This is a genomic window from Shewanella sp. CG12_big_fil_rev_8_21_14_0_65_47_15 (assembly GCF_002783505.1).
Classification (GTDB): domain Bacteria; phylum Pseudomonadota; class Gammaproteobacteria; order Enterobacterales; family Shewanellaceae; genus Shewanella.
The window spans coordinates 24,530-47,044 of the sequence record NZ_PFGL01000003.1 but is presented as its reverse complement, the minus strand read 5'-3'; the positions used below and the strand labels follow the sequence as shown (position 1 = coordinate 47,044).

Annotated in this window: 25 protein-coding genes, 2 tRNA genes and 2 pseudogenes; 13 read left to right on the top strand and 16 right to left on the bottom strand. The window is 46.2% G+C overall.

Features of this window, described 5'->3' with window-relative positions; translation table 11 throughout:
- Window positions 1–119 precede the first annotated feature (119 nt).
- Window positions 120–1,391, bottom strand: coding sequence for a purine nucleoside transporter PunC (punC, locus tag COW15_RS01965; protein ID WP_293629334.1), 1,272 nt, complete (start codon window positions 1,389–1,391; stop codon window positions 120–122).
- A 115-nt stretch (window positions 1,392–1,506) separates the two neighbouring features.
- On the opposite strand from punC, the gene punR reads away from it, so the two are divergent.
- From punR to COW15_RS01935, 6 genes are all read left to right on the top strand, one after another.
- Window positions 1,507–2,409: a DNA-binding transcriptional activator PunR gene (gene punR, locus COW15_RS01960; RefSeq protein ID WP_293629332.1), complete on the top strand. Its 903-nt coding sequence runs from the start codon at window positions 1,507–1,509 to the stop codon at window positions 2,407–2,409.
- A 159-nt stretch (window positions 2,410–2,568) separates the two neighbouring features.
- Entirely contained in the window at window positions 2,569–3,228 is a 660-nt protein-coding gene (locus COW15_RS01955; protein WP_293629331.1) for a Bax inhibitor-1/YccA family protein, read from the top strand.
- 59 nt (window positions 3,229–3,287) lie between these two features.
- The gene (gene tusD, locus COW15_RS01950) at window positions 3,288–3,677 is read left to right on the top strand and encodes a sulfurtransferase complex subunit TusD (protein ID WP_293629342.1); all 390 of its coding nucleotides are present in this window, start codon (window positions 3,288–3,290) and stop codon (window positions 3,675–3,677) included.
- A gap of 14 nt (window positions 3,678–3,691) precedes the next feature.
- Complete coding sequence (gene tusC, locus COW15_RS01945) at window positions 3,692–4,048, top strand: sulfurtransferase complex subunit TusC (protein WP_293629329.1); 357 nt, start codon at window positions 3,692–3,694, stop codon at window positions 4,046–4,048.
- Complete coding sequence (gene tusB, locus COW15_RS01940) at window positions 4,048–4,329, top strand: sulfurtransferase complex subunit TusB (protein WP_293629327.1); 282 nt, start codon at window positions 4,048–4,050, stop codon at window positions 4,327–4,329. Before tusC ends, tusB begins: the two co-directional genes overlap by 1 nt.
- Window positions 4,323–4,661 (top strand): TusE/DsrC/DsvC family sulfur relay protein, encoded by a 339-nt coding sequence (locus COW15_RS01935; protein WP_293629325.1) that lies wholly within the window; start codon window positions 4,323–4,325, stop codon window positions 4,659–4,661. The genes tusB and COW15_RS01935 overlap by 7 nt, the downstream gene beginning before the upstream one ends.
- Window positions 4,662–4,773: 112 nt before the next feature.
- Here COW15_RS01935 and COW15_RS01930 read toward each other — a convergent pair whose 3' ends face one another.
- The 7 genes from COW15_RS01930 to lrp form a co-directional block, all read right to left on the bottom strand.
- Window positions 4,774–4,896, bottom strand: a complete 123-nt coding sequence (locus COW15_RS01930) for a hypothetical protein (protein WP_293629323.1) — start codon at window positions 4,894–4,896, stop codon at window positions 4,774–4,776.
- Window positions 4,897–4,917: 21 nt separating this feature from the next.
- A complete protein-coding gene (gene serS, locus COW15_RS01925) occupies window positions 4,918–6,204 on the bottom strand; it encodes a serine--tRNA ligase (RefSeq protein WP_293629321.1) in 1,287 nt (428 codons plus the stop codon).
- 18 nt (window positions 6,205–6,222) lie between these two features.
- A complete protein-coding gene (crcB, locus tag COW15_RS01920; RefSeq protein ID WP_293629319.1) occupies window positions 6,223–6,597 on the bottom strand; it encodes a fluoride efflux transporter CrcB in 375 nt (124 codons plus the stop codon).
- Entirely contained in the window at window positions 6,590–7,921 is a 1,332-nt protein-coding gene (locus tag COW15_RS01915; RefSeq protein WP_293629317.1) for a replication-associated recombination protein A, read from the bottom strand. The genes crcB and COW15_RS01915 overlap by 8 nt, the downstream gene beginning before the upstream one ends.
- A gap of 8 nt (window positions 7,922–7,929) precedes the next feature.
- Window positions 7,930–8,556, bottom strand: a complete 627-nt coding sequence (gene lolA, locus COW15_RS01910; RefSeq protein ID WP_293629315.1) for an outer membrane lipoprotein chaperone LolA — start codon at window positions 8,554–8,556, stop codon at window positions 7,930–7,932.
- A 68-nt stretch (window positions 8,557–8,624) separates the two neighbouring features.
- A complete protein-coding gene (locus COW15_RS01905) occupies window positions 8,625–11,333 on the bottom strand; it encodes a DNA translocase FtsK 4TM domain-containing protein (RefSeq protein ID WP_293629313.1) in 2,709 nt (902 codons plus the stop codon).
- Window positions 11,334–11,666: 333 nt separating this feature from the next.
- The gene (gene lrp, locus COW15_RS01900; protein ID WP_007647640.1) at window positions 11,667–12,173 is read right to left on the bottom strand and encodes a leucine-responsive transcriptional regulator Lrp; all 507 of its coding nucleotides are present in this window, start codon (window positions 12,171–12,173) and stop codon (window positions 11,667–11,669) included.
- 179 nt (window positions 12,174–12,352) lie between these two features.
- Between lrp and ald the strand changes: the two genes are divergently transcribed.
- Both ald and trxB read left to right on the top strand, forming a co-directional pair.
- Window positions 12,353–13,468, top strand: a complete 1,116-nt coding sequence (gene ald / locus COW15_RS01895; RefSeq protein ID WP_293629301.1) for an alanine dehydrogenase — start codon at window positions 12,353–12,355, stop codon at window positions 13,466–13,468.
- A 333-nt stretch (window positions 13,469–13,801) separates the two neighbouring features.
- A complete protein-coding gene (gene trxB, locus COW15_RS01890) occupies window positions 13,802–14,755 on the top strand; it encodes a thioredoxin-disulfide reductase (RefSeq protein WP_293629299.1) in 954 nt (317 codons plus the stop codon).
- A 203-nt stretch (window positions 14,756–14,958) separates the two neighbouring features.
- On the opposite strand, the gene rplT is transcribed toward trxB, so the two are convergent.
- The 5 genes from rplT to COW15_RS01865 all read right to left on the bottom strand — a co-directional run bounded on the left by rplT (window position 14,959) and on the right by COW15_RS01865 (window position 18,315).
- Window positions 14,959–15,315 carry a 50S ribosomal protein L20 gene (gene rplT, locus COW15_RS01885; RefSeq protein WP_006081652.1) on the bottom strand — a complete coding sequence of 119 codons (357 nt, stop codon included), beginning with the start codon at window positions 15,313–15,315 and terminating at the stop codon, window positions 14,959–14,961.
- 16 nt (window positions 15,316–15,331) lie between these two features.
- Complete coding sequence (gene rpmI / locus COW15_RS01880) at window positions 15,332–15,526, bottom strand: 50S ribosomal protein L35 (protein ID WP_007647659.1); 195 nt, start codon at window positions 15,524–15,526, stop codon at window positions 15,332–15,334.
- Window positions 15,527–15,609: 83 nt separating this feature from the next.
- On the bottom strand, window positions 15,610–16,152 hold the full coding sequence (gene infC, locus COW15_RS01875; RefSeq protein WP_253988118.1) for a translation initiation factor IF-3: 543 nt from the start codon (window positions 16,150–16,152) through the stop codon (window positions 15,610–15,612).
- A gap of 3 nt (window positions 16,153–16,155) precedes the next feature.
- Window positions 16,156–18,084 carry a threonine--tRNA ligase gene (gene thrS / locus COW15_RS01870; RefSeq protein ID WP_293629221.1) on the bottom strand — a complete coding sequence of 643 codons (1,929 nt, stop codon included), beginning with the start codon at window positions 18,082–18,084 and terminating at the stop codon, window positions 16,156–16,158.
- A 75-nt stretch (window positions 18,085–18,159) separates the two neighbouring features.
- Entirely contained in the window at window positions 18,160–18,315 is a 156-nt protein-coding gene (locus tag COW15_RS01865; protein ID WP_293629220.1) for a hypothetical protein, read from the bottom strand.
- Between the two features lie 64 nt (window positions 18,316–18,379).
- Between COW15_RS01865 and COW15_RS01860 the strand changes: the two genes are divergently transcribed.
- The gene (locus COW15_RS01860) at window positions 18,380–18,613 is read left to right on the top strand and encodes a hypothetical protein (RefSeq protein WP_293629219.1); all 234 of its coding nucleotides are present in this window, start codon (window positions 18,380–18,382) and stop codon (window positions 18,611–18,613) included.
- Between the two features lie 157 nt (window positions 18,614–18,770).
- Window positions 18,771–18,971, top strand: a complete 201-nt coding sequence (locus tag COW15_RS01855) for a CPXCG motif-containing cysteine-rich protein (protein ID WP_198779986.1) — start codon at window positions 18,771–18,773, stop codon at window positions 18,969–18,971.
- Window positions 18,972–18,984: 13 nt separating this feature from the next.
- Here COW15_RS01855 and COW15_RS01850 read toward each other — a convergent pair whose 3' ends face one another.
- Window positions 18,985–19,617 (bottom strand): riboflavin synthase subunit alpha, encoded by a 633-nt coding sequence (locus tag COW15_RS01850; protein WP_293629216.1) that lies wholly within the window; start codon window positions 19,615–19,617, stop codon window positions 18,985–18,987.
- A 32-nt stretch (window positions 19,618–19,649) separates the two neighbouring features.
- Here COW15_RS01850 and COW15_RS01845 point away from each other — a divergent pair, with 32 nt between their 5' ends.
- From COW15_RS01845 to COW15_RS01835, 3 genes are all read left to right on the top strand, one after another.
- Entirely contained in the window at window positions 19,650–21,029 is a 1,380-nt protein-coding gene (locus tag COW15_RS01845) for an MATE family efflux transporter (protein ID WP_293629215.1), read from the top strand.
- A 352-nt stretch (window positions 21,030–21,381) separates the two neighbouring features.
- Window positions 21,382–21,458, top strand: a tRNA-Val gene (locus COW15_RS01840).
- Window positions 21,459–21,507: 49 nt separating this feature from the next.
- A tRNA-Val gene (locus COW15_RS01835) sits at window positions 21,508–21,584 on the top strand.
- A 435-nt stretch (window positions 21,585–22,019) separates the two neighbouring features.
- Here COW15_RS01835 and COW15_RS20735 read toward each other — a convergent pair.
- Window positions 22,020–22,082 (bottom strand): annotated as a pseudogene (locus COW15_RS20735) (hypothetical protein); the annotation flags it as partial.
- 56 nt (window positions 22,083–22,138) lie between these two features.
- Window positions 22,139–22,507 (bottom strand): annotated as a pseudogene (locus COW15_RS01830) (hypothetical protein); the annotation flags it as partial.
- Window positions 22,508–22,515 lie beyond the last annotated feature (8 nt).

Below are 22,515 nucleotides of genomic sequence, written 5' to 3'. Positions count from 1 at the left end.
TTTCAAGACCGGTGCATTAAACCACTCTGCCACCCCTCCGAACGATGCGCATAATATAAGTAAGTTTACTGACTGTAAAGCACTAACTGATAATTATGTGCCAACTGCTCGTATTACATTCAATCTGCTTGATTTGGCTTCGTATCTGCATTGATCCCAACACGGGCAGGATCTGGCGCAGTAAAGTGCTTGGCAAAATCAGCCCAAGTTTGCTCGGTTTTTAACAGGTAACCCAAGATCACCACTAAAGAACAGCTCAGAATGCCCCAACCTATGGCAACTTCGCCCAAACTTGCCCAGAGCGCGACTAAGCTTGAGGCGCCAAAGGCGATGGTGATTTGTAAAAAGTTCTGTAATCCTGCCGCCTTAGCCGCATTTTGGGTAAATTGCTGCAAGGCACTGTTCACGACAATCGGATAAATCGCCCCATTGGCTGCGGCAAGTATTGAGAATGAAATCAGTAGCGGGAAAATAGTCTCTGCTCTCATTAATAGGGTGAAAAATACAATTGAGATAGCACAAAGCCCAAAAATGGCCAGCAACACATTGAGCGTACGATCCGCGCCTATGCGTTTAATCAACAACTTACTCGCATAACCGCCGACAATAAACATGATGGTTTGCGGAATAAAGCTAAGCCCAATCTCGGTTGCCTGATAGCCGTGTTGTTCCATCACAATCGGCCACACAGTGAGGTATGCGAAAAACGCACCCGAACAGGCACCAAAAATCACCACATTGCCAAGATAACGGGTATTTTTCAAAATCTGTCCATAGGAAACCGCGCTTGGCTTAGCATCCTGATGCTGTGAGTGGCTTGGCACGAAGTAAAAAGTCATCAACACCAATAAAAAGGCAATCACACACAATGAGATAAAGATTGCACGCCATCCAAATTCGTTCAGAATATAAGCGCCAAGGATGGGGGCCAGTGCAGGTGACAGTGCCACTAGCGGCATAATATTGCTGAAGATCCCCTGCGCTTTTTCGGCATCATACTGTTCTACCACAATTGCTTGCCAGATAACCCCTGCACTACAGGCGCCAATGGCTTGGAAGAAGCGAGCGATGTTCAGCATGAGAATCGAGTCGCTGTTGGCGATCGCGACACTGGCCGCGGCAAAAATGCCAAGACCTATGATAAGGGCGTAACGTTTACCGAGTTTACCGACCAGAGGGCCGTAAATCAGTTGCCCTAAGGCTAAACCGGCAAGGAAACAGGTGAGCGACATTGCCACTTGAGAAGGTGAAGAATTAAACGAACTTTCAATTGCTTTGAAAGCAGGTAAATACATATCAGTGGCAATAAAGCCCAGCATACTTAATAAAGCTAAATAGAATAAAAATACAAAAAACTTCATATTTACAAAGATATTACTAGATGTTCTCATAAAATAATCATGTCAAAAGACTTAAGGCGTGCAGTCTAAATACTTGTTAATTTGATTGGAAACGTTTATTTTTGACAGATGCTATCAATTATTTTCATCACAATGGATGTCAACTATGCTCTCGGAACAAGCGTTAGAACTCATTGATATTGTGGCCCGGGTGGGGAGTTTTACGGCGGCAGCCAATCGACTGCACAAGGTCCCTTCTGCGGTCAGTTATGCCGTTAAGCAAATCGAAGAAGAACTTGGCGTGGTGTTATTTGAGCGTCACCATCGCAGCGTGACCTTGACCCCTGCGGGAGAGCATTTTGTTAAGCAAGCGAGAAACTTGTTGACTCAAATGGATGAGATGAAACGCGGCACTCAGCGCGTGGCCAACGGTTGGCAACCCACGCTGTCTATCGCCTTAGATAACATAGTACGCGCCGACAGAATTAGCGTATTAATCGCCGACTTTTACCGTCATTTCCAAGATATTGAGCTGATTATCCGCATCGAGGTCTTTAACGGTGTGTGGGAGGCGCTTGCGACTGGCCGCAGTGATATTGCTATTGGCGCGACCACCGCGATTCCTGTTGGTGGCGTCTATCAATATAAAGATATGGGTGATATTCAATGGGCGTTTCTGGTGAGTAAAAACCATCCCTTAGCTAATATTGACCGACCTTTGACCGATGATGAATTACGCCCCTTCCCATCTATTTGTTTGGAAGATACCTCGCGGGAAATCCCCAAACGCATGACCTGGCTCCTTGAAAATCAACGCCGATTAGTAGTGCCAGATTGGATCAGGGCAATCAATTGCTTCCGTGAAGGTTTAGGTGTGGGTTATATGCCCGTCCACTTAGCGAGTGTATTTATTAAAGCGGGGGCCTTAGTGCAGAAACAGCTTGAAAATCCCAAGCTGACCAGCCCTTGTTGTCTGGCTTGGAATGCCGACAAGATGTCGCCCGCCCTCGCCTGGGTGCTGGATTATTTAGGCGATACCGATAAATTGCACCGTGAATGGTTGGCGTAATCTTTATAACTTGTTATTTGTGGTGTGAATCCTTTAAGCCAAGCGCCGTTTTAGGTACTATGCAAACAGGATTACTGGATTTGCGAAATTAATGGGAACTCTAGTGCCCGTTAAAAATCAAAATGATCAGTTTAGATTTAAAAGCTAATGGAGAAAGATATGACTCAGCAAACCTTGTACTCAACGAGTGCCTCAACACTGGAAGTGAACAAACTTCTCAAAAATACCTATTTACTATTAGCCATGACCTTAGCGTTCTCTGCACTTTGTGCTGGCTTAGCGATGGCATTCAACATCAGCCCACTCATGTCACTCGGTTTATCTATCGGTGGTTTAGTGCTGCTATTTGTTACTTTACGCAAAGCCGATTCGGCGGCGGGAATTTTCTGGGTGTTTGCCTTTACTGGTATGGAAGGCGCCTCACTGGGCTATATGCTCAACCATTACGCTGGCATGACCAATGGCTCAGAACTTATTATGCAAGCCCTTGGTTTAACATCGGTTATCTTTATTGCACTCTCAGCCTATGCAGTCACGACTAAGAAGGATTTCTCTTTCCTACGTGGTTTCCTGTTCGCAGGATTGATTGTAGTGATAGCCGCTGCGCTAATTAACATTTTCGTTGGCAACAGCGTTGCCTTTATGGCAATTAACGCGGGTCTTGCGCTGTTAATGACGGGCTTTATTCTGTTCGATACCAGCCGTATTGTGAATGGCGGTGAAACTAACTATATCCGCGCCACTATCGCGCTGTACTTAGACTTTTTAAACCTGTTCATTGCCATTTTGCATTTGCTGGGCATTGGTAACGATGATTAATCCCCTTTTAGGGCAACTTACGCTAGAATGGCCCTACTTTTAGGGCCATTTTTATTATGATGAGCAAATTTATTATCCAAGTGAACGGGCCTGCCTATGGCACGTCGGCAAGTGTGAATGCCCTACGTTTCACCCAAGCCTCCTTGCAAAGCGGACATGGGATTGTCTGCGTGTTTTTCTATCAGGATGGCGTGTATAACTCCACGGACTTTAACTTACCCGCATCCGATGAATATGATGTGGTTGCTGGCTGGAAACAACTGGCGGCCCAGCATCAAGTCTCCTTAGTGAACTGTGTCTCCGCCGCATTGAGGCGCGGCATAGTGTCACAGCAAGAAGCGCAGGAGAATGGTTTAAACCACTGGAATGTGGAAAGTTCTTTTATTATGGGCGGGCTGGGTGAACTGGTCACGGGCATTGAGTCAGCCGATCGTTTGATCAGCTTTTAAGCTTCGGAAATTCTATGAAAAAAATCTGTATTCTGTTCCGAAGTGCGCCCCATGGAACAACAAAAGGCCGTGAAGGATTAGATTTGGCATTGCTGAGCGCCAGTTTTGAGCAAGAAGTGAGCCTAGTGTTTGTCGATGAAGGCGTATTGCACTTGCTTAAGGATCAACAGCCTGAGCTTATCGGCGGCAAGGATTATCTCGCGGCATTAAAAGCTTTACCACTTTATGACATAGATGCGGTGTTCGCCTGCAAACAGTCCTTAGGTGACTACGGCTTAAGCCATGGTTTGCTGTCCATTCCGGTGACCATCTTAAACGATGAAGCCATTTCAGCTCACTTAAAAGCCGTCGATGAGGTCTTAGTATTCTAATGATTTTACATCATATTCAAACCTCGCCTAGCCGAGACAATGCCCTCAAACTTTGCCTGCGTTATGCTTGTAAAGAGGATGCAATTTTACTCTCGAGTGATGGCGTAAATGCGTTATTACTGCGTCAATGGGCCATGGCACTATCACCATTTAAAGTAATGGTCCTTAAAGACGATGTGGTCGCCCGCGGCTTAACCGAACGTCTTAAGAATATTAATCAAATTGATTACAACGAGTTTGTCGCTCAATCTTTGCAGCACGATAAGGTGATCACGTGGTAAATCCGCTTATATTCAATGGCGTCGAAATTGAACGCGACCATCAAGGCTATTTAAAAAATATCGCCGACTGGCAGCCCGAAATGGCGCCGTTGTTAGCCCAAGAAGAAGAGATCGAACTGACCAGTGCCCACTGGGAAGTGATTAACTTTGTACGGGATTTTTATCTGGAGTACAAAACCAGCCCCGCAATACGTGTGTTAGTAAAGGCAATTGGTCAAACACTGGGGCCAGATAAGGGCAACTCTAAATATCTTTACACCCTCTTCCCTATTGGTCCTGCGAAACAAGCAACTAAGATTGCCGGCTTACCAAAGCCAGCTAAATGCATTTAATCTCAATAAGTTGATTTTTATATTGGTGCGCTAAAAAGCTAAAAGTCAGCGTTAAAAATAAAAGGCATGTTCCTTGGGGATACATGCCTTTTATTGCACAACATGGGTCGTATTAATTCACGTTTTCTAACACAACCCAGACGGCTTTGCCTAAAGTCGCCAACATGACCGCACCAAATACGGCAATGATGGCGGTATAGGAAAGCCAACGAAGATAACGTTGACCTTTATTCATAACGGTTTACGTAGTGTTCCATTAACCGATTTGTGTTAAACCGCCCATATAAGGACGCAGTGCTTCAGGTACCGTGATGCTGCCATCGGCATTTTGATAGTTTTCCAAAATAGCCACTAAGGTACGTCCAACCGCTAAACCAGAGCCGTTTAAGGTATGCAATAGCGCAGGTTTATTGTCTGCTTTCACGCGGTAACGTGCCTGCATACGACGGGCTTGGAAATCCTTCATATTCGAGCATGAAGAAATCTCACGGTAGGTGTTTTGTGCTGGCAACCAAACTTCGATATCGTAGGTTTTGCTTGAGCCAAAACCCATATCGCCGGTACATAAAATCACAGTACGGTACGGCAGTCCTAAACGTTGTAGTACAGTTTCGGCATGACCCGTCAGCGCTTCGAGCGCCGCCATTGAATCTTCAGGCTTAACCAGTTGCACTAACTCGACTTTATCGAATTGATGCTGACGAATAAGGCCGCGGGTGTCCTTACCGTATGAGCCGGCTTCGCTACGGAAACAGGCGGTATGTGCGGTTAACTTAATCGGTAACTCGTCTTCATCGACAATGCTGTCACGCACTAAGTTAGTGAGTGGGACTTCTGCCGTTGGGATCAAGCTTAGGCCTTGGCCTTCTTCGGTAGCAGGTTTAGTGTGGAATAGATCCTCACCAAACTTAGGTAATTGGCCGGTACCCAGTAAGCTGGCTTCGTTGACCAGTAATGGCACATAGGCTTCGGTATAGCCGTGCTCTGTCGTATGCAGATCTAGCATAAATTGGCCAAGAGCCCGATTTAAGCGTGCTATCTGGCCTTTCATCACGATAAAACGTGAACCCGTTATTTTAACGGCATTTTTAAAATCTAATCCGTTTAAGCCTTCGCCTAAATCGATATGATCTTTAATCGGGAAATCAAAAGTGCGTGGCGTGCCCCAGCGGCGAACTTCAACGTTCTCAGTTTCATCTTTACCAATGGGCGCTGATTCATCTGGCAAGTTAGGCATCGACATTGCAATCGCATTGACTTCTTCAAGCACGGCGGCCAGTTCACTTTTTCTTGCATCAAGTTGTGAACCTAAATCCCCTACTTGCGCCATAATAGCGTCCACATCTTCGCCACGGGCTTTAGCTTGGCCAATGGATTTGGAGATAGCATTACGCGAGGCCTGCAACTCTTCGGTCGCCACTTGCAGCGACTTACGCTTTTCTTCTAATTGAGTCAGATGAGCGACATCCAAAATAAAGCCACGGGTGGCCAATCGCTCCGCGGTAACGGCTAATTCGTTGCGCAAAAATTTAGGATCTAACATGTGATATATTCTTAATAGTTAAATGCGAGAAAACACCAGTTGCTGACCTAAATAAACCACAAAAAGACATAAACTTAGGTTCAGCACCACATTCAAAATCGCCTTCAGCCAATTCCCTTCTTGCAGTAGCAATAAGGTTTCATTAGAGAAAGTCGAAAACGTTGTCAAAGCACCCAATAGGCCAACACCTATTAACGCTTTGAGTTCAGGGCTGATATGACTCATTTGCCCCAGTGCGTAAATAACGCCCATAAAAAATGAACCAATAACATTGACCAACAGTGTACCAAAAGGAAAACTGCTGCCAAATACTTGGATCATGAATATTGAAATAAGATAGCGAAAAACCGCCCCAATTGAACCACCTAGCGCCACAAGTAAGAGATTATTCATATCTTTTGTGCTCGCTGGCCTGATCTAACTGGGCTAATTGCGCCAACTTCTCTTTAATTCGCTTCTCAAATCCCCGTTCCGTTGGAAAGTAAAACTGCGCCGTTTGCAGGGATTCAGGGAAATAATTCTCACCGCTGGCATAGGCATTGGGCTCATCGTGGGCATAGCGATACCCTGCTCCCATGCCCATATCTTTCATTAATTGTGTCGGTGCATTGCGTAAATGGTGCGGAACGCTTTCTTGAGGCGTTTCACGGGCGAGCGCCCTTGCAGCCTTAAACGCGGTATAGACAGCGTTACTCTTTGGTGCGCTGGCAAGGTAAACAACGGCTTGGGCTATTGCTCGCTCGCCCTCTGCAGGACCAACACGGTGAAAACAATCCCAGGCATTGAGCGCTATGGTCATGGCCGCAGGATCGGCATTGCCTACATCTTCCGAGGCAATCGCCAGTAAACGCCTTGCCACATAAAGTGGATCACCGCCGCCTTCCAAAATCCGGCAATACCAATACAGCGCCGCATCGGGTGCAGAGCCGCGGATTGATTTATGCACCGCCGAAATTAAATCGTAAAACTGATCGCCATTTTTATCGAATCCGGCAACTTGGTGCCCCGCCACTTGAACGAGCATATCTAAGGTTAGATCACCGCCATCGGCAACCATATCGCCCATAAGTTCGAGTAAATTAAGGGCTTTACGGGCATCACCGTCACAGAACTGCGACAGTTTTGTCAATACGTCCTCAGGGATCACCAGTTGACGCTGACCAAGACCTCGCTCCACATCCGTCAGGGCTTGAGTGACAATATGTGCGATCTCATCGTTGCTTAATCGCTTGATAAGATAAACTCTCGCCCGCGAGAGCAAGGCATTGTTAATTTCAAACGATGGATTTTCAGTGGTCGCACCGATAAAAATAACGGTTCCGTCTTCAATAAAGGGCAAGAAGGCATCCTGCTGGCTTTTATTGAATCGATGCACTTCATCGACAAACAACAGGGTGCGTTGTCCCCGGGATTGAGCAACCGCTTTGGCTTGCTCAATAGCGGCGCGAATATCTTTAACCCCCGAGGTGACCGCTGAGATGCGTTCAACATGGGCATTTGAATAATGGGCGATTAATTCGGCTAAGGTTGTTTTACCTGTGCCCGGTGGCCCCCACAACATCATGGAATGGGCACGCCCAGCTTCGAGCGCCCTACGCAGGGGTTGTCCTTCACCCAATAAATGGGCTTGGCCTATATATTCCGCGATCGTCCTTGGCCGCATGCGCGCGGCTAGAGGACGAAAGTCGGGGGCGAAATCAAAGGATAAACTGCTCACGCTCTGGCCTAGTGAGGTGTGTTAAGACGCTGATCGTCAACATCGACATTTTCGGGCAACACAAACTTAAACAAAGACTTGTCGTCTGTGCTAATCGCTTGTTGATTGCTCAAATCAAACTGGCTCAGATTACCTTTGTCATCGGCAACATTAAAGTTAGCTAACTGGGTATTTTTGAAACAAACAGTAACGGACAAAATGCCCGAATCAATCGATTTAGGTTTGATCCCGTAACAGTCTTGTTTTTTGGTCACTGAATACTGTGACCAAGTGGCATCGTCACGGTGCACTAATAGTGCGATGGGAGATGCATTAATCGCCTGGGCAAAATCCATAATCACCACTTCCTCGGCAAATGGATTGTAGATCCATAGGTCTTTACCATCTGCGACTATTTGAGATTCATCGGGCGCGGTTAAATGCCAATAAAACTGGTTGGGGTGTGCTAACGCAAATACACCAGAACCGGTCTGGATCACTTTTTGGTTCACATCCGTCACTGTCTGTTTAAAATCCGCCTTAAGGGAGGCGGTACTGACAAGTGTATCCCTCAATAGCTGTGCATCATCGGCCAATACAGCGGTGCTAAAGAATAATGGCGAAGTTAACATCACAGCGCACAACAGATTTTTCATAATAATCCTTTGGACTAAAGCGTGAATTCGCCACATTATCGCGATTTCAAACTACATTTAGCTTAACATTAATAGTGTTTAGGGGCCGGAGGTGCCAGCACCTCGCGGTTACCATTATGACCCTGTGCAGAGACGACCCCCTGCATTTCCATTTGTTCGATAATACGCGCCGCACGGTTGTAACCGATCTTAAACTTACGCTGCACACTGGAAATCGAGCCGCGGCGCGTTTCGGTGACAAAGGCAACCGCTTCATCGTATAAAGGATCATACTCTTCGTCGGACTCCGCCGTCTCACCGGGCAACAACACTTGCTCGCCCTCACTGACACCATTGAGGATTTCATCAATGTATTGTGGCTTACCACGGGCACACCAGTCGGCCACCACACGGTGAACTTCATGGTCATCGATAAAAGCACCATGGACCCGGTTTGGCACCGCCGTCCCCGGTGGTAGGAATAACATATCCCCCATACCGAGCAAGGTTTCAGCACCTTGCTGATCCAAAATGGTACGGGAGTCGATACGGGAAGACACTTGGAATGCCATCCGTGTCGGGATATTCGCCTTGATTAAGCCTGTGATCACATCCACCGAGGGTCGCTGGGTCGCTAAAATCAAATGGATCCCTGCCGCACGGGCTTTCTGGGCAATACGGGCAATCAGCTCTTCTACTTTCTTACCGACAATCATCATCATATCGGCAAATTCGTCGACCACGACGACAATCGAAGGCAACTTATCTAATGCGGGCGCTTCGGGTTCCATGCTGTCCGATGACTTCCACATAGGATCTAAAATCACTTCACCATTGGCTTTCGCCTCGGCAATTTTTGCGTTATAGCCCTTGATATTGCGCACGCCCATCATGGACATCAACTTATAGCGACGTTCCATTTCGCCCACACACCAACGTAGTGCATTGGCGGCTTCTTTCATATCGGTGACTACTTCACACAGCAAATGCGGAATGCCTTCATAGACTGACAGTTCCAACATTTTGGGGTCGATCATGATAAAGCGCACATCTTCGGGGCCAGACTTGTAAAGCAGGCTAGTGATCATTACGTTCACCCCCACAGACTTACCCGAGCCTGTGGTACCAGCAACCAATAAATGCGGCATTTTACCTAAGTCAACCACAACGGGCTCACCCGCAATATCTTGACCAAGCACCATAGTAAGGTTCGACTTACTCTCAGTGAACGCCGTGCAATCTAGCACATCACGCATAAATACGGTTTCGCGGAATTTATTGGGTAACTCCAACCCCACATAGGCCTTACCGGGGATAACCTCAACCACGCGCACACTTTCCGCCAGTAATGATCGAGCTAAATCCTTAGATAAATTAGAAATTTTAGACGCTTTCACGCCTGGGGCTAACTCTAATTCAAAGCGAGTGATCACAGGTCCAGGGTACACGCCGACCACATTGGCAATAATATTAAAGTCCGCCAATTTCACTTCCACTAGGCGCGCAACTTGTTCAAGCTCCTCAGGGCTTATGGGATTCTTTTTACGATCGGGCACATCCAGCAGGCTAATACTGGGTAATGGGTCCATAGGTTTAGCTGGCACAGGCTTATCTTCTTGTCCGGGCAGAACCACGATACCATCGACAATTTTTGCTTGTTGATCTTGCTTCCTGCGTTGGGCCGTGACGGCGCCCGTCGATGCTTTGGTATCAAAATCGATCACATCCTCATCGCAAAAATCTAAGGTGCTATCATCTTCATCGTCATCCGTAAATGCCTCGCGGCCAAACACAGGTTCATCTTCATCAGCGTCAAAGGAATTAAAGCCAGCATCATACTCAAGGTCGTCGGCATGACTGGGCTTTGCTACCCAAGGCGGCGCTTCAAAATGACCATGCTCGGCAATGGCTTCCTGCTTATCGATTTGCGGTTCAACGCGCTGATTAACGGTGTTTTTAGTACTACTTAAGCTCAGGATTTTCGCAAGAGGCGAACGTTTTTTCTGCGCAGGTTTCTGAAGCTGAGCGTCCTCTGTGGCGATGTTCTCTGCTCTTTGGGGCTCAATCACCTTGGCAGGCGCACGTTCATGTACCCTTGACGTTTCAATAACATGCTGGGAGTCACGGCGCTGCTTAAACTTTTCAACAACCGACATAAAACCACGGGTATCTTCGGTCTCATGTTCCCGTTTCATGGCCTGCGGCAGGCGTTTGAGTTGGTGATATAACCAAATGGAGGCAAAACCGACTTTCTCAACCACAGTTAACCAGCTAATGCCCGTGAGCAAGGTAAAGCCAGAACCTAAAAAACACAGCAATAACAGTGTAGTACCGAGCTTATTAAAATACGGCAGCATGGCTTGGCCTATCACATCCCCCGCAACACCGCCGGCAGAAAATTCATAGATATTATTGGCATTCATACTCGCTAAGGCAGAGAACCCAAGGATGATGAGTAAGAAACCTATAATACGTAATGCGACTGAAAAATAATCAATTTCAAGCAGGTCATGGGCACGTTTAAATAAAAGCCAACCCGTCGATGCCACAATAATGGGCATGATATAAGCGGTAACACCGAAAAAATATAAAAGGATGTCGGCAATCCAAGCACCAACAGCCCCGGTCCAGTTTCTGATCTCACCCTGAAAATGCGACTGACTCCAACCCGGATCAGATGGGCTAAAACTAGTCAGTGCGAGAAGAATATAAGTGGCGAGAACACAACATATAATCAGTCCACCTTCGAGTAGACGTTGCAGCCCTGTGAGCGTGCGTACACTATTTCCTTGAGACAAACGACATAATCCATAAAAAATGAAAACAGGTGGGCTTACGATACCAGAATCCCACTAAATGTGGAGCCCATTAGTCTGTTTTTCTCCCGAGATTTGTCCGTGGGAGACAAAAAATAACCGTTCCTCAACATAAAGGAACATATTTAGCGTTAACCAATTAGAACACTAGGACTTTCTGACTATAACTTGTACACAAACAACCGAAAAAAATGCCCCTAAGTTGGCAGGCTTAAGGGCGTTGCAAGGTTGAATATTTGAGTGTGCATTGACAAGAGAGTATCAATAAATAAGGGGCCTTGGCCCCTTATGGTAAAACCAAACAATCAGGGGAACTTAGATATCTGAGAGTAGATGATTTATCGCTACACGACTGGTGTGTTTTACTTCTTCCATCACAACGTATGTGCGAGTATCTGAAACGGAAGGGAGTTTTAGCAATGTTTCACCTAATAGACGGCGATACGCCGACATATCAGAAACACGCGTTTTTAATAAGTAATCAAAGTCGCCCGAAACGAGGTGACATTCTTGAATGTCGTCCAGTAATTGCACTGCACGATTAAACTTATCAAACACTTCGGGTGTATCACGGCTTAAGGTGATTTCCACGAATACCAGTAGGGATGCACCCAGGAAATGGGGATTAACCAGCGCGGTATAGCCGTTGATATATCCTTGCTTTTCGAGTCGTTTCACTCTTTCTAAACACGGAGTTGGACTTAATCCAACTCTCTTTGATAATTCCACATTAGAAATGCGGCCATCAATTTGTAATTCATTAAGAATGTTGCGATCGATGCGATCCAAGTCTTTTACAGGACTCTTTTTATTATATGCCATTTATTTAACCTTGCTTTATCACTAAAACAACATTTTATTCTACGTATGTCCAAAGTTCAGCAGCATAAACTGCGTCGCCGATACTATACTAGATATCCCTGAATTAATCACGTTCAGGTCACGATAAAATAACAATTATGCCCATTAGAAGTGGGTTATCAGGCAATTGAGGCTCAAAGATGATTATTGGTGTTCCAAAGGAAATTAAAAACCACGAGTATCGTGTCGGTATGGTTCCTTCAAGTGTTCGTGAGTTAGCAATAAAAGGTCACGAAGTATTTGTTGAAACAAATGCTGGCACAGGTATTGGTTTCTCAGATCAAGATTATATTGATGCTGGCGCCACAATTTTAGCGACTGCTGCTGAAGTGTTCGCTAAAGCAGAGATGATTGTAAAGGTAAAAGAGCCTCAAGCAGTTGAACGCGCTATGCTACGCCACGATCAAATTTTATTCACTTATCTGCATTTAGCGCCGGATTTACCACAAACTGAAGATTTAGTTAAAAGTGGTGCCGTATGTATCGCCTACGAAACTGTGACAGACGATCGTGGTGGCCTGCCTTTGCTTGCTCCTATGTCAGAAGTCGCTGGCCGTATGTCAATCCAAGCTGGCGCTATGGCATTAGAGAAATCTTCCGGTGGTCGCGGTATGTTATTGGGTGGCGTACCCGGTGTTGAACCAGCCAAAGTCGTTATCATCGGTGGCGGCATGGTAGGAACTAACGCCGCGCAAATGGCGGTTGGTATGGGCGCAGATGTGGTTGTGCTCGATCGCAGCATCGATGCACTACGCCGCTTAAATGTGCAGTTTGGTTCTGCAGTTAAAGCCATTTACTCAACTGCCGATGCGATTGAACGCCATGTACTTGAAGCTGATCTTGTGATCGGTGGCGTATTAATCCCTGGTGCAGCAGCACCAAAATTGGTGACTCGCAGCATGATTTCCCGCATGAAGCCAGGTAGTGCTATTGTTGACGTTGCAATCGACCAAGGTGGTTGTGTTGAAACTTCACACGCAACGACTCATCAAGATCCAACTTATATTGTGGATGACGTAGTGCACTACTGTGTGGCGAACATGCCAGGTGCAGTTGCCCGCACTTCAACTTTCGCACTTAACAATGCAACGCTACCCTACATTCTTAAATTAGCTAACTTAGGCTATAAAGAAGCGCTGTTGCAAGACAAGCACTTATTGAATGGCTTAAACGTGATGCACGGTAAAGTGGTCTGTAAGGAAGTGGCTCACGCCCTGAACTTAGAATTCACATCTCCAGCAGTATTACTGGCATAAGCATTTAATTAGCTTAAGCTTTTGATGTAACATTCGTTTGCTTTACCTAGCAAATAATCCAAATCGGCCTCGACTCTGTTGAGGCCGATTCATTTGCCAGAACTAAAAATCAAGCATGCGAATCGATAATCACCCGTTTCCAAACTTGTCTTGTGCTTTGCTTGTCATGCCCCTAAGCCGTTTATTTCACCGCAGTAAAGTTAAACTGACACTCTGAATACTAAAGCGCGCTGACTCGATTAGCTTAATCTAAAAGAATCACCAAACAGCGCTTTACCCCTACAGGTAAATTCCCTACAATCCATGCAATTTGCTAAAGGCACGGAGATAAAAATGAGCCAAGTCAGACACTGTAACTTATTGATTTTGGGTTCAGGCCCAGCAGGATATACCGCAGCCGTTTATGCGGCGCGCGCTAATTTAAAGCCTGTGATGATCACAGGTATGCAGCAAGGTGGCCAATTAACCACGACGACTGAAGTTGAAAACTGGCCAGGTGATGCGGATGATTTGACGGGTCCGGCATTGATGGAACGTATGCAAAAGCATGCTGAAAAGTTTGATACTGAAATCTTGTTCGATCACATTAACGAAGTCACCTTAACCGAACGCCCCTTCCGTTTAAAAGGTGACAACGGTGAGTACACCTGTGATGCGCTGATCATCGCGACAGGCGCTTCTGCCCGTTACTTAGGATTAGCGTCTGAAGAAGCATTCAAGGGCCGCGGCGTATCGGCCTGTGCGACCTGTGATGGTTTCTTCTATCGTAACCAAAAAGTCGCCGTGATCGGTGGCGGCAATACGGCTGTCGAAGAAGCACTGTACTTAAGTAATATTGCCGCTGAAGTGCACTTAATTCACCGCCGCGACACCTTCCGCTCGGAAAAAATTCTTATCGATCGCCTGATGGATAAAGTCGCCAACGGCAATATTATCCTCCACTTAGATCAAACCATGGATGAAGTGGTTGGTGATGCTATGGGAGTGACGGGTCTAAAGATGAAGAGCACTAAAGATGGCTCAATCACAGATCTTGCGGTTGCGGGTGTGTTCGTCGCCATTGGTCACAGCCCTAATACCGGTATTTTTGAAGGCCAATTAGAAATGAATCACGGCTACTTAAAGGTACAAAGTGGTCTGCAGGGTAATGCGACTCAAACCAGTATCGAAGGTGTTTATGCCTGTGGTGATGTGATGGACCAACATTATCGTCAAGCCATTACTTCTGCGGGCACTGGCTGTATGGCCGCACTCGATGCAGAGCGTTACTTAGACGCTAAAAAGTAACAGAGTAAGTGTTTCAACGAATAGCAGGCTTAGCCTGCTATTTTTTTAGCTGGCATTTATCACTAAGAACACTCGATGATGCCGACCTGCATCCTACTCTCCAGCCTCTTAAAACGTTATGATTAACAAGTGATTGAAACACCAAAATGGGGCACAAAAAAAGGGACCAAATGGTCCCTTCTCTACAGCGACAAACTAATTTCTTAGTTTAACGCTTCTTTTGCTTTTTCAACTAAAGTTGCGAATACAACTTTATCGAATACAGCGATGTCAGCCAAAATCTTACGATCGATTTCGATAGACGCCTTTTTCAGACCGTTGATGAAACGGCTGTAAGACAGACCATTTTGACGAGCCGCAGCATTGATACGTGCAATCCACAGTTGACGGAATTGACGTTTTTTCTGACGACGGTCACGGTAAGCATATTGACCAGCTTTAGTTACTGCTTGCACAGCAACGCGGTAAGTACGGCTACGAGCGCCATAATAACCTTTAGCTAATTTTAAAACTTTCTTGTGACGAGCACGAGCGGTTACACCACGCTTAACTCTTGGCATTTTCTAATCTCCTAAATTAAGCGTAAGGTAATTGACGCGCGATTGCTGGAACATCACACTTAGCAACTAAACATTTGGCACGTAAGTGACGCTTACGCTTAGTGCTCTTCTTGGTCAAAATGTGACGTAAATGTGCTTGCTTACGCTTGAAACCATTGGCGGTTTTCTTAAAACGTTTCGCTACACCTCTGTCGGTTTTCATTTTAGGCATTACTAAAACTCCGCATTGGGATGTTAAATAAAAAGCAAGGCGAGCAAAGGCCATAGACCTTTGCTACTTTCGGGTTGCCCTACTTATTTCTTTTTAGGCGCTAGCACCATGATGGCTTGTCGACCTTCCATTTTCGGGAAAGATTCAACAACCGCATACTCATCCAAATCAGTCTTAATACGGTTCAGAAGATCCATACCAAGATTTTGGTGGGCCATTTCGCGACCTCGGAAACGCAGCGTAATCTTCGCTTTGTCCCCGTCTTCCAGAAAACGTATCAGGTTGCGTAGTTTTACCTGATAGTCGTTTTCGTCAGTTCCAGGACGGAATTTAATTTCCTTAACCTGAACCTGCTTTTGCTTCTTCTTTTGTTCCTTGGCTGACTTAGCCTTATCAAAAAGGAACTTACCGTAGTCCATAATGCGACATACTGGAGGTTCAGCGTTTGGACTAATTTCAACTAGGTCTACACCCGCTTCATCTGCCAAATTCTGAGCATCTCTGATGCTTACCACACCAATAGCTTCACCATCAATGCCTGTTAAACGTACTTCTGGTACGCCTGTGATTTCTTCATTGATTCTATTAGGGGCCGGCTGACGCCCTGCTGTTTTTTTGATCTTTATGACCTATTCCTCCAACAATTTGAGACTACGGAGCGAAATTTGTTGATGGACTTTAGCGGCGAAATCTTCGATTCGCATCTTACCTAAATCAATACCATCACGGGTACGCACCGCTACTTCCTTATTTTCCATTTCCTGATCGCCAACGACCAACAAATAAGGAACACGCCTTAAGGTGTGCTCGCGTATTTTAAAGCCTATTTTCTCATTCCTCAAGTCAAAAGACGCTCGAATACCTTGTTCTTTGAAGAATTTGACGACTTCTTCAACATAATCAGCCTGTTTGTCGGTGATATTCATCACGACAACTTGCATTGGGGCCAACCAAGTTGGGAAACGACCTGCATATTCTTCTATCAAGATACCCAAGAATCGTTCCAAAGAGCCTAAAATAGCACGATGAATCATCACGGGAGTTTGACGGCTGTTATCTTCGGCGACATACGTCGCACCTAAACGGTTTGGCAACGCATAATCGAGCTGCACAGTACCACATTGCCACGCACGGTCCAAACAATCGTGTAAAGTAAATTCGATTTTCGGTCCGTAGAAGGCGCCTTCACCGGGTAAAATAGTGAATTCAATGTTATTTGAGCGTAGAGCTTGCTTGAGTGCATCTTCTGCTCTGTCCCACATCGCATCGTCGCCGATACGTTTTTCTGGGCGAGTCGACAGTTTTACCACGATGTTTTCAAAGCCGAAGGTGGCGTAAGTATCGTAAACCATCTGGATACAAGAGCTGACTTCCGCTTGCACTTGATCTTCAGTACAGAAAATATGGGCGTCGTCTTGGGTAAAACCACGTACGCGCATCAAACCGTGGAGCGAACCTGAAGGTTCATTACGGTGACAGCAACCAAACTCCGCCATACGTAATGGCAGGTCGCGGTAAGATTTCAACCCTTGGTTGAAGATCTGTACGTGGCCTGGGCAGTTCATCGGCTTGATGGCATATTCGCGGTTTTCGCTGCTGGTCGTGAACATGGCTTCTGCGTATTTATCCCAGTGACCAGAACGTTCCCACAACACGCGGTCCATCATTAACGGGCCTTTGACTTCTTGGTAAGTGTATTGGTTTAGCTTACGGCGAATGAATCTTTCTAATTCGAGGAAGATGCTCCAACCGTCGTTATGCCAGAACACCATACCCGGTGCTTCTTCTTGCATGTGATACAAGTCGAGCTGTTTACCGATTTTACGGTGGTCACGCTTAGCCGCTTCTTCAAGACGGGTTAAGTGTGTGCTCAGGGCTTTTTTGTCGGCCCAAGCGGTACCATAGATACGTTGCAACATCTTGTTTTCAGAGTTGCCACGCCAATAAGCGCCGGCAATGCTCATTAATTTGAAATGTTGGCAGAAACGCATGTTAGGTACGTGCGGTCCACGACACATGTCTGTGTATTCTTCGTGATGATATAACGCAGGCGTTGCGTCTTTGCTGATGTTTTCATCCAGAATGGCAATCTTATAATCTTCACCGCGCGCCGCGAAGGTATCACGGGCTTCTTGCCAGCTAACGACACGTTTTACAACGTCATAGTTGGTTTTTGCTAATTGAAGCATGCGCTTTTCTAAGGCTTCGATGTCATCTTGAGTCAGTTTGTGCTCAAGGTCGATATCATAGTAGAAGCCGTTATCGATAACTGGACCAATCGCCATCTTGGTTTCTGGCCACAGTTGCTTAATCGCGTGGCCTAATAAATGCGCGCAAGAATGGCGAAGAATTTCAACACCTTCTTCGTCTTTGGCGGTAATGATTGATAGCTCTGCATCGGTTTCGATGGGATCGCAAGCATCTTTTAATTCGCCATTAACGCGGCCAGCGATACAAGCTTTCGCTAAACCAGGGCCAATATCGGCGGCAACATCGAGGGTCGAAACAGCATGGGCAAACTCGCGTTTGCTACCATCGGGAAGTGTAATTACAGGCATGAAATATCCTTTCCAGTGGTGACCCACACGTAGGGCCACTTGGTTTTAGTTAATGTAAGAGAAATGCTCGCTAGGTTAAGACAGTACAGGAGTCTTAGCCGCCTTGCGTAGCAGGGCGTTCATTCTACGGGATTGGCGCCAAGGGGTGCAAGTGAATTGGCCAAATTGCGTGGTATTGCGCAATAAATGCAAATTCATGATTTTGCAGTGTGTTGGTAACTTGCCAGTCATCAAACATCCCTATTCTAGCGCCAGTTGATTGTGCAGCACTCAAAAACATCGAAAGGAAGTTGATATGTTGAACTGTATTCTATTTGCGGTCGCGTTAACCCAATCATCGGCCATATCGCTTGAAACTCAAATCCCAGAAACCATAGATGCTCATATTGATACCCAAATGCTGATTGTTGATATCCAAGCTGAGCTTGAGCAGCAAATGCAGCAATTGACCCTTTCAATCGTTCAACATGCCCGCGATGGCGTTTTACACAGTGATGAAATAGAGGGGCTAATTACAGTAAAAGAGTAGCGTTTGCTCCCTATGAGCGATGCACCCGTTCACTTGGTTTACGCTTTCGCAGCTATACCATATCGCAACTATACTTAGTAAGCCCTATAGGAGGAGTCATTTAGCCCATAGGGGCTTAGGGTCATATATTCTTTCATCCCATTGAAGGAGTAACACTATGAGGATCATGAATAAGGTTATCGCCTGTCCCCACTGCGGGCATCATCAACATATCAGCATCGATGCCAGCAGTGGCGATCAAGATTATTACGATGATTGCCGTATTTGCTGTAATCCTATCCACTTGCGTCTACATGTGGATGATGCTCGGCGGACCGTTGAATTGTATGTTGACTCAGATGATGAGCAAATTTATTGACTGATAGGCAATATCAGCCATTCTTTTGCGCTTGTTCCTTGAAGCGTCTGGCGAGTATGCGCTCAACGGTATCAACGATCACTTGTGTTTGGCTATCGATCTCAATATTGAGCTCATCGCCGACTTGGCACTGACTTAAGTTTGTTAACTTGAGCGTTTCTGGAATTAAGTGCAGCATAAAACTTGAATCACTGACCTTACCAACGGTTAGACTACAGCCGTTGACCCCGACAAAACCTTTATAAAAGATGTAATCCATCCATTTAGGCTCAATCCCTAGTGTCAGATCATAATGCTGTTCTGTATGGCTGATATGGATGACTTTAGCCTTGGTATGGATATGGCCAGACAAAATATGGCCGCCGATTTCACTGCCGAAGGTTAACGAACGTTCAATATTAACCCTGTGGCCTACGGCTAAATCGGCAAGATTGGTTAACCGTAACGTCTCTTCCACTACATCGAAAAATACCCTATCATCAACCACCGGAGTCACGGTAAGACATACCCCGTTATTTGCCACACTTGCTCCAATCGCAAGTCCCTCATGCAAATCAGGTTTAAACGCTACCTCAAGGGTATTTAGGCCATCTTTCTTATGTATTGCAACCACCTCGCAGGTGGCTTGAACTATACCTGTAAACATTTGTTCTCGCTCATTCGTTAAAGGCTGTATTTATGAATCATTCAGGCTTCCAGGCCAAACGTCTTATCCAACTTGCACTCCCTGTGCTCATCGCTCAGGTCACGCAGACCATGATGGGCTTTATCGATACCGTCATGGCGGGCCGTGTCAGTGCCGTCGATATGGCCGCCGTTGCAGTTGGCACTAGCCTGTGGCTGCCCGCCATCCTGTTTGTTCAGGGTTTGCTTATGGCCTTCACGCCTTTATTTGCCCACTATAACGGAGCTAATAACCAAAAAGCGATCCAACCCTTAGCATTCCAAGCCGCCTATCTGGCACTTATCGGTGGAATTGGCGTGATGGCATTTCTTGCCTTAGCGCCTTTTGTGCTCGGCCATATGAATTTAGAACCCGAATTGTACCGCTTAACCATTGGTTATATCGACGGTATTTTATGGGGAGCCCCCGCATTTGTCCTGTATCAAGTGTTACGTGGCTGCAGTGAGGGAATTTCCTATACATTGCCGACTATGGTCATAGGTTTTGTCGGTTTAGCGGTCAATATCCCCGCTAACTATATTTTTATCTATGGTCACTTTGGTGTCCCCGCTATGGGGGGCGCAGGTTGTGGTGTCGCAACTGCCCTTGTTTTCTGGGCCATGCTGATCGCCATGACCTTATATATGCAGCTACATAGGAAATTTGCTGCCTTGGCGCCCTTTAGCCAATTTCATCGCCCCGATTTTAAAACGATGAAGAGAATGACTAGACTCGGCATGCCGATCGCTATGGCGTTGTTTTTTGAAGTGAGTTTATTCGCCATCATTGCACTATTACTCGCGCCGTTGGGCGCAACTGTGGTGGCGAGTCATCAGATTGCACTGAACTTTTCCGCTATCGTCTTTATGCTGCCGTTATCAATCGGTATCGCGGTATCGATTCGGATTGGGTACTACTTAGGTCGAGATCGGGCTGATATTTCTGCCATTGTCGCAAAAGTCGGTCTATGGCTAGCACTGTCCCTCGCCCTATCCACTGCCATTTTGACTGTACTATTTAGATTCCAAATTGCCGAACTCTATAACAGTGATCCCGAAGTTGTTGTTTTAGCCGGAAGTTTGATGTTAATGGAGGCACTCTACCAACTATCTGACTCAGTACAAGTGGTTGCAGCGGGTGCCCTTCGTGGCTACAAAGATACCCGCAGCGCTTTTTATATCACGCTGTTTTCCTACTGGGGCATTGGTATGACGTTAGGCTATACCTTGGCTTATACGGATTATATTGTGCCAGCTATGGGCGCCCACGGATTTTGGACTGGGCTTATCGCCGGCCTCACCTCGGCGGCGTTGCTGTTTTTTATTCGCTTACACTATATCCAAAAACATGGCGTACATTTAAGTCTTATCGGAGGTGATAACATCCATCATTAGTAAAGTAAACGGTGGGTCTACCCTCCCGCCGTTTGGTTTATCGGTTTGATTTCGATGCATTCTCTGGAGATTATCTGAAGTAAGGCGAATAATAAATTGCGGTTTTATCAGCGGCTTTGTTGAAACTCTGGACAAGTTGCACAGCAATTCACCATTTGGCAATAAAATTCGTTTTTTTGCTTGCCAGTGATTAGCTATCCCCCTAATATAGCGCTCGTTCCAAAGCGCAATGCTTTTGATACATGTAATACAATGCACCCGTAGCTCAGTTGGATAAAAAGAGTAGCACTACCTACTCATTTGATGACAGACGATAAGGGTCGGTGGTTCAGACCACCAATAAATAGACAATGCACCCGTAGCTCAGTTGGTTAGAGCACTACCTTGACATGGTAGGGGCCGGTGGTTCGAGTCCACTCGGGTGTACCACTCTCTTCAAAGAGTATAAAATTTGATTTCTTATTAAAAAGTAAACAGTGCACCCGTAGCTCAGTTGGTTAGAGCACTACCTTGACATGGTAGGGGTCGGTGGTTCGAGTCCACTCGGGTGTACCATTTCAAATGATGTTGTATCAAAATCATTCTCTCATAATTAAAAAAACAAAACATCAATGGGTATGTCAATTCATGAAACCGTTGAAGAGGCAGATACGCCGTCTTGTTATTAAGCTTCCTTATCCAGCTCTTCGCCTGCACTCCCCTTAGAGATATTGACACACACCGGTTTGTTGGCCTGAGTATGGCGGATGGCGTTGGACAGAAGATTGTCAGGGCGCGTCGCAACAAAGCTCGGTTGGCCACAACTTGAATGTCTAGGCCCGCCAAGTTTAGACTGATTTGTTTTTCATCTGCCAATGCCCCAAAAAAATCGAACAATGCCTTGATTTCTTCCGCGAGATCCAACTTCAAGGTGATCAGTTTGATCTGATCATGATCGCTCTTGGCTAACCAAAGCATATCCCCTACCATCTTAGCGAGCCGTTCCTGTTCTTCTAAATTAAAGTAGAGAAGCTCACGGTATTCATCTTGACTCCTAATCCGACCCAGTCCCACCTGTGTTTGGGTGATAAGGTTTGTGAGCGGGGTGCGCAATTCATGGGCAATATCGGCTAGGCTGTCAGCACCCCTGCGAAGGGGTGCATAGCCTTAGTGCACACCAAACTAGGCCGATAACAGGGCCAACAAACCAGCAAGTGACATGATGGGCCAGGGGCTTTTCTTGAAGTCCTCCAGAAAGAGCGGTGAAAATCCATGTCAATGGCGGTAGTGATGTGGTATTGGCCTTGACCTATGGCAGCCAGCGTCACCACTCCACGGTAACTCTTGCCAGCGAACTGCCAGACTTGCAATGAGGCAGGGGTGATTTTCCAAACAGGTTGTAATGTGATCATCGCCTCCCCCAAATTGGCATCCGGGGTACGATAGAGCAATATGCCATCCCCATCCTGTACCTGAAAATACACGCCATGGTGACCAGAAACGGCGT